6 protein-coding genes are annotated in these 6,964 nt (G+C 66.3%); all 6 read left to right on the top strand.

Annotated features, from left to right (window positions below; all coding sequences use genetic code 11):
- Nucleotides 1-227 precede the first annotated feature (227 nt).
- The 6 genes from HPA02_RS17855 (at nt 228) to HPA02_RS17830 (ending at nt 6,557) form a co-directional block, all read left to right on the top strand.
- A complete protein-coding gene (locus tag HPA02_RS17855; protein ID WP_146804560.1) occupies nt 228-1,613 on the top strand; it encodes a Rieske 2Fe-2S domain-containing protein in 1,386 nt (461 codons plus the stop codon).
- The gene (gene benB, locus HPA02_RS17850; RefSeq protein WP_146804559.1) at nt 1,610-2,098 is read left to right on the top strand and encodes a benzoate 1,2-dioxygenase small subunit; all 489 of its coding nucleotides are present in this window, start codon (nt 1,610-1,612) and stop codon (nt 2,096-2,098) included. Before HPA02_RS17855 ends, benB begins: the two co-directional genes overlap by 4 nt.
- Nucleotides 2,099-2,121: 23 nt before the next feature.
- Nucleotides 2,122-3,162, top strand: coding sequence for a benzoate 1,2-dioxygenase electron transfer component BenC (gene benC, locus HPA02_RS17845; RefSeq protein WP_146804558.1), 1,041 nt, complete (start codon nt 2,122-2,124; stop codon nt 3,160-3,162).
- Nucleotides 3,159-3,944, top strand: coding sequence for a benzoate diol dehydrogenase BenD (benD, locus tag HPA02_RS17840; protein ID WP_146804557.1), 786 nt, complete (start codon nt 3,159-3,161; stop codon nt 3,942-3,944). Before benC ends, benD begins: the two co-directional genes overlap by 4 nt.
- Nucleotides 3,945-4,037: 93 nt before the next feature.
- The gene (locus HPA02_RS17835; protein WP_146804556.1) at nt 4,038-5,285 is read left to right on the top strand and encodes a benzoate/H(+) symporter BenE family transporter; all 1,248 of its coding nucleotides are present in this window, start codon (nt 4,038-4,040) and stop codon (nt 5,283-5,285) included.
- Nucleotides 5,286-5,360: 75 nt separating this feature from the next.
- On the top strand, nt 5,361-6,557 hold the full coding sequence (locus HPA02_RS17830; protein ID WP_146804555.1) for a benzoate/H(+) symporter BenE family transporter: 1,197 nt from the start codon (nt 5,361-5,363) through the stop codon (nt 6,555-6,557).
- Nucleotides 6,558-6,964: the final 407 nt, after the last annotated feature.

Here is a 6,964-nt window from a genome sequence, read left to right as displayed (position 1 = left end):
TGCCCGTCCCCGCGCCAAGGAAGACGCGCAGGATGCCGGCAGCCAACTGGCCGGTACCGCCAAGGTCTAGGCCCTCAGCCTCTCGCGCCGGCGGCTCGCCGGCGCCCCCGAATCCCATTTTGTCCGTCCCGCCATGGCGCTCCTCGCCATGGGTTGGGGAAGCCTTGGCTTCCGCCGGGACGCGGCGAGTTCAACAGCGTCTCTGCCGAGACATCAGGAGTCCGATCATGACCCACAAGCTTGATCAACTCGAGAAGCGCGTTCGCGGCGCCGTCATCGATGACGCCGAGGCCGGCATCTTCCGCTGCCACCGCAGCATGTTCACCGACCCCGACTTCTTCGACCTGGAGATGAAGCATGTCTTCGAGGGCAACTGGCTGTTCCTGGCCCATGAGAGCCAGATCAGTGAGCCCGGCGACTACTTCACCCTGACCATGGGTCGCCAGCCGGTGGTGATCACCCGCGACAAAGAGGGCGAGCTGCACGGCCTGATCAACGCCTGCGCCCACCGCGGTACCACCCTGTGCCGGCGCAAGCGCGGCAACAAGGGCACCTTCACCTGCCCCTTCCATGGCTGGACCTTCAAGAACGACGGCAAGCTGCTCAAGGCCAAGAACGAGAAGACCGGCGCCTACCCGGAGGGGTTCAAGCAGGACGGCTCCCACGACCTCACCCGGCTGCCGCGCTTCGAGAGCTACAAGGGCTTCCTGTTCGGCAGCCTGAGCGAGGATGTCCTGCCCCTGGAGGAGTACCTCGGCGAGACCAAGAAGGTCATCGACAATATCGTCGATCAGGCGCCGGAGGGGCTGGAAGTGCTGCGCGGCACCTCCTCCTACACCTATCACGGCAACTGGAAACTGCAGGCCGAGAACGGCGCCGATGGCTATCACGTCGGCACCGTGCACTGGAACTACGCCTCCACCATGGATCGCCGCAACTATGACGCCGGCGGTACCCAGGCGGTGGACGCCAACGGCTGGTCGAAGAGCCAGGGCGGCTTCTACTGCTACGAGAACGGCCATATCATGCTCTGGACGCGGCTGCTCAACCCCGAGGTGCGCCCGGTCTACACCCGCAAGGAGGCGATCGAGCGCGAACTCGGCGAGGCCCGGGCCGACTCCATCGTCAACCAGACCCGTAACCTCTGCCTCTACCCCAACGTCTACCTGATGGATCAGTTCTCCACCCAGATCCGCGTGCTGCGTCCGCTCTCCGTGGACAAGACCGAGGTGACCATCTACTGCTTCGCACCCAAGGGCGAGTCCGCCGAGAGTCGTCGCGTGCGCATCCGCCAGTACGAGGACTTCTTCAACGTCAGCGGCATGGGTACGCCGGACGACCTGGAAGAGTTCCGTGGCTGCCAGACCGGCTACGCCGGCTCGCTGGCTGAGTGGAATGACCTGTCGCGGGGCGCCAAGCAGTGGATCGAGGGCGCCGACGACAACGCCCGGGCGATCGATATGAAACCCCTGCTGAGCGGGGCCTCCCCGGAGGACGAGGGGATCTACGTGCTGCACCACAAGCACTGGGTCGAGCAGATGCTGCGCGCCATCGACAAGGAGCGCGGCCAGTTTATCGCCACCGAATCCGCGGCAGAGGGGGAGCACGCATGAGCATCTCTTATCAGGAACTTCAGGCCTTTCTCTACCGCGAGGCGCGGCTGCTCGACGACCGCCAATGGGACGAGTGGCTGGCGTGCTACCGCCAGGATGCGGTGTTCTGGATGCCGGCCTGGGACGACGACGATCGGCTGACCGAGGACCCCGATGCCGAGATCTCGCTGATCTACTACCCCAACCGCGAGGGCCTCGAGGACCGGGTCTACCGGATCAAGACCGAGCGCTCGGGGGCCAGCACGCCGGAGCCGCGCACCACCCATCTGATCAACAACCTGGAAGTGCTCGGTCAGGACGGCGATGAGGTGACGCTGCGTTTCAACTGGCAGACCCTGAGCCATCGCTACAAGGAGACCCAGACCTTCTTCGGCACCTCCTTCTACACCCTGGACGTGTCGGGCGAGCGACCGCTGATCACCCGCAAGGTGATCCAGTTGAATAACGATTACATCCATCAGGTCATCGACGTTTACCACGTCTGATGCGCTGAGGGAGGAGAACCACCATGAGCTACACCATTGCCCTTAACTTCGAGGATGGCGTCACCCGCTTCATCGGCTGCAAGGCGGGCGAGACCGTCCTCGACGCCGCCTACCGGCAGAAGGTCAACCTGCCCATGGACTGCTCCGATGGGGTCTGTGGCACCTGCAAGGGCCACTGCGAGCAGGGCGCCTTCGACATGGGCGACGAGTACCTGGAAGAGGCGCTCTCCGACGAGGAGGCCGCGGGCGGCATGGTGCTGACCTGCCAGATGGTGCCGTCGTCCGACTGCGTCGTGCAGGTCCCGGTGGCCTCCTCCCTGTGCAAGACCGCGGTGGGGGAGGTGCAGGGCAGCATCGCCGCGGTGGAGCGCCTCTCCGAGGACAGCATCGAGCTGGCCATCGACCTGGACGCGGGCAGCGAACTGGCCTTCCTGCCCGGCCAGTACGTGAATATCACGGTGCCGGGGGCCGGGGCCCATCGCTCCTACTCCTTCAGCTCACTGCCCGGCGAGACGCGCGCCAGCTTCCTGATCCGCCATATCCCGGGCGGGGTGATGAGCCGCTACCTCACCGAGCGGGCCGCGGTGGGCGAGCGCCTGACCCTGGCCGGCCCGCTGGGCAGCTTCTACCTGCGCGAGGTCACTCGCCCGGTGCTGATGCTGGCCGGCGGCACCGGCCTGGCCCCCTTCCTGGCCATGCTCGAGCAGTTGGCTCGGCAGCGCCAGGAAGGCAAGGGTAGCGATCAGCCGATCCATCTGATCTACGGGGTCAACCAGGACGATCACCTGGTCAAGGTGGACGCCCTGGAGGCCTTCACCGAGCAATTGCCGGGCTTCACCTACGCCACCGTGGTGGTGGACGAGGCCAGCGACCACCCGCGCAAGGGCTACGTCACCCACCATATGGACGCCGGCGTCATGCATGACGGCGACGTGGACGTCTACCTCTGTGGGCCGCCGCCCATGGTCGACGCCGTGCTCAAGCACTTCGACGCCGAGGGCATCGTGCCGCAGAGCTTCCATTACGAGAAGTTCACGCCCAATGCGGCGGGGGAGGCCGCATGAGCCGTACTCGATTCGAAGGCAAGGTGATGGTGATCACCGGGGCCGCCCAGGGCATCGGCCGGCGGGTCGCCGAGCGGGCCGGCGCCGAGGGCGCCCGCCTGGCCCTGGTGGATCGCGCCGAGCTGATCCACGAGGTGGTGGCCGAGTTGACCGAGCAGGGCATCGAGGCCATCGCCCTGCAGGCCGACCTGGAGACCTGGGAAGGCGCCGCCGAGGTAATGGCGAAGAGCGTCGAGCGCTTCGGACGCCTCGATATCCTGATCAATAACGTGGGCGGGGCGATCAACTTCAAGCCGTTCACCGAGTTCAGCGACCGCGAGATCGCCGCCGAGATCACCCGCTCGCTGATGCCCACCCTGTGGTGCTGTCGGGCGGTGCTGCCCAGCATGGTGGCGCAGGGCGGTGGCGTCATCGTCAACGTCTCCTCGGCGGCCACCCGCGGCATCCATCGGATTCCCTACTCGGCGGCCAAGGGCGGCGTCAACGCCCTGACCGCCTCGCTGGCCTTCGAGGTCGCCGAGCACGGCATCCGCGTGGTGGCCACCGCCCCCGGCGGCACCGAGGCACCGCCGCGGCGCATCTCCCGGGGCACCCCCGAGCCGCGCAACGCCACCGAGCAGGCCTGGTTCCAGGCGCATATCGACCAGACCAAGCAGAGCTGCCTGATGCACCGCTACGGCACCCTGGACGAGATGGTCGCGCCGATCCTCTTCCTCGCCTCGGACGAGGCCAGCTATGTCACCGGCAGCGTGCTGCCGGTGGCCGGCGGTGACCTCGGCTAGCCGATGGCCGGATCGGATGATCGGATCGGACGACAGGGCCCGGCGAACGGGCCCGGCAGGATTCCAACGACAATAATTCCCCTGGAGCACACCATGAAACATCTCGAGAAGGGCGTAGGCCTCAGGTCCGCGCCCAGGGACTTCCTCCGCGACCTCAACGTCGACAACCTCAGTGCCGGCGTGGTCGCCGGCATCTTCGGCCTCAGCGCCGGGATCATCCATATCAGTGCCGGCACCGCCGCCGGCCTCGACTCCCACTTCATCATGATCTGGGTGATCAGCTACCTGATGATCAACGGCCTCTTCGGCCTGGTGATGCCGGCCTACTACCGGCTGCCCATGCCCATGGCCAACTCCATCCCCGGGGCCCTGCTGTTCGCCGCCATCATCCCCGTGGTGGGCCTGGAGGCCGCCCTGGGGGCGACCCTGATCGCCGGGGCCATCTCCCTGGTCGCCGGCCTGGCCGGGGTCATGGGCATCGTCATGAAGCTGATTCCCATGCCCATCGTCATGGGCATGGTGGCCGGGGTGCTGCTCAAGTTCGGCCTCAATATGGTGGCGCCGCTGGAGAACGCCATGCTGCCGGCGGCGATCATGATCCTGGCCTTCTTCTTCTCGGCCCGCCTGCTGCGCCGGGTGCCGCCGCTGATCGTCGCCATGCTGGCCGGTATCGCCTACATGGCCTATAGCGGCGTCGACTTCTCCGCGGTGACCTTCTCGGTGACCTTCCCCGAGTTCATCGTGCCGGAGTTCACCCTGAACGCCTTCCTCGCCTATGGCCTGCCGCTGGCGCTGATCCTGGTGGGCATGGAGACCCCCGCCGGGGTGGGGCTGATCAAGGGCATGGGCTACAAGGACGTGCCGGCCAACGCCATCACCGCGGTGGGCGGCGTGGGCACCATGCTCTCGGCCTTCTTCAACCTGCACAGCACCTGCATCGCCGCGCCGATGACCGGCATCTGCTCCTCGCCGGAGGCCGGTGAGCGCGACAAACGCTGGGTGGCGGCGGTGGTGACCGGGGCCATCTTCGTGATCGCCGCGCCCTTCTACGGCTTCGTGGTCAGCCTGATCGAGGCGATGCCGGGCTATTTCATCGCCATCATCGCCGGCCTGGCGCTGCTGCGGGTGATCACCTCGGCGATGCACATGGCCTTCTCCGGCAAGCACGAGATGGGCGGCCTCTTCGCCTTCCTGATCGCCGCCTCCGGCCTGCAGATCCTCGGCATCGGCGCCTCCTTCTGGGCCCTGGTGCTGGGCGTGCTGATCTCGATGCTCTTCGAGACCAAGGACTTCGAGTTCCTGCTGACGCGACGCGAGCGGCCCGGCAAGCCCGCTTCCTGATAGTCTCGTCATTCCCCTTGGCTCGGGCCCTGTCGGCTCGGGCTTTTTCCTTTGTCGTCCAGAGGGACTTTGACCATGTCGCGACTCGAGGATGTCTCGCTGCCCGCCATCACCGCCGGCTTCGTGGCGGTGCTGATCTCCTACTCGGGGCCCCTGGCGATCTTCTTCCAGGCGGCTCAGGGCGCCGGGATCTCCGAGGCCATGATGACCTCCTGGGTATGGGCCATCTCGCTGGGCGCCGCCGTCTCGGGGATCGTGCTCAGCCTGTGGCTCAGGGTGCCGGTGATCACCGCCTGGTCGGCACCGGGCACGGCCTTGTTGGTGACCCTGTTTCCGGGCTTGTCTCTGAACGAGGCGGTGGGGGCCTATCTGACGGCGGCGCTGCTGCTGATCGTGATCGGCGTCAGCGGCTCCTTCGACCGCATCGTCAGGGCGATCCCGCCGGGCATCGCCGGCGCCATGATGGCCGGTATCCTCTTCCAGTTCGGGGTCGGCGTCTTCCTCTCCCTGGAGGCGGCGCCGGGGCTGGCCATCGGCATGCTGATCACCTACCTGGTGGCGCGGCGCCTGACGCCCCGCTATGGGCTGATCATCCTGCTGCTGGTGGGCATCGCGCTGGCGGTGGGGCTGGAGGGCGCCAGCCTGCAGGGCATCTCCCTGCAACTGGCCGAGCCGCAGTTCATCCGCCCGGAGTGGAGCTGGCACGCTACCCTGAGCCTGGCCCTGCCGCTGGTGCTGGTCAGCCTCACCGGCCAGTTCCTGCCCGGCATGGCGATCCTGCGCGGCGCCGGCTATGACGCCTCGGCCCGGCCGATCCTCGCGGTGACCGGCCTGACGTCGCTGGCCACGGCGCCCTTCGGCGGCATTACCACCGTGGTGGCGGCGATCACCGCCGCCCTGTGCACCGGCAAGGAGGCGCATCCCGACCCCGCCAAGCGCTATGTGGCCGGGGTCGCCAACGGCGGCTTCTACCTGCTGGGCGGCCTCTTCGCCGGCACCATCGTGGCGCTCTTCACCTCGCTGCCCGGGGAGTTCGTGGCGGTGCTGGCGGGGCTGGCGCTGATCGGTGCCATCACCAGCAACCTCAGCGCCTTCGCGGCCCAGAAGGATCACCTGGAGGCCTCGGTGATCACCTTTATCGCCACCGCCTCGGGAGTCGACTTCCTGGGCCTGGGCTCGGCCTTCTGGGGCGTGGTAGCCGGTGGCCTGGCCTACTGGCTGCTGTATGGTCGCTTCGGGGTCTCGAGGGGGCGGCGGATCAGGGAGTCCTGAGCCGCTTCTTTCGTCGTAGTCAGTGGCGTGACGAGGAGAGGGTCCTGTGGGGGCGTCGGCCCGGCAGGGCCCTTTTTATCGGCGGTGAGGCGGGCGTCTCTACGCTGAGCATGACAAGGTAAACAGGAATTTTGTTAGATAAAAAGACTGAGTTGTAGCTTTTGTCATGGTGCTATTTATTGGTTTTCTTGCGGTTTTCCTGGTGATTATTTCGTCATTGGTGGGTGGTTTGATCATACCTCTAGGGGTATGGCTGTGCGACCAAAGGGTATTGGCTGGGGGCGGGGGAGTATTTCAGAATGATTGAAAAGTGTAGTTTTCCGGCGCCTCACCGGGCTCGGTAAGCGCGGTACCCCGAACAAGCGGCACAATGACAAAGAGAGAGGCCAGACCATGACCGTAAAGAT

Source organism: Bisbaumannia pacifica (genome assembly GCF_007989625.1).
Classification (GTDB): Bacteria; Pseudomonadota; Gammaproteobacteria; order Pseudomonadales; family Halomonadaceae; genus Bisbaumannia; species Bisbaumannia pacifica.
This window is presented reverse-complemented; position numbering and strand designations above follow the sequence as displayed.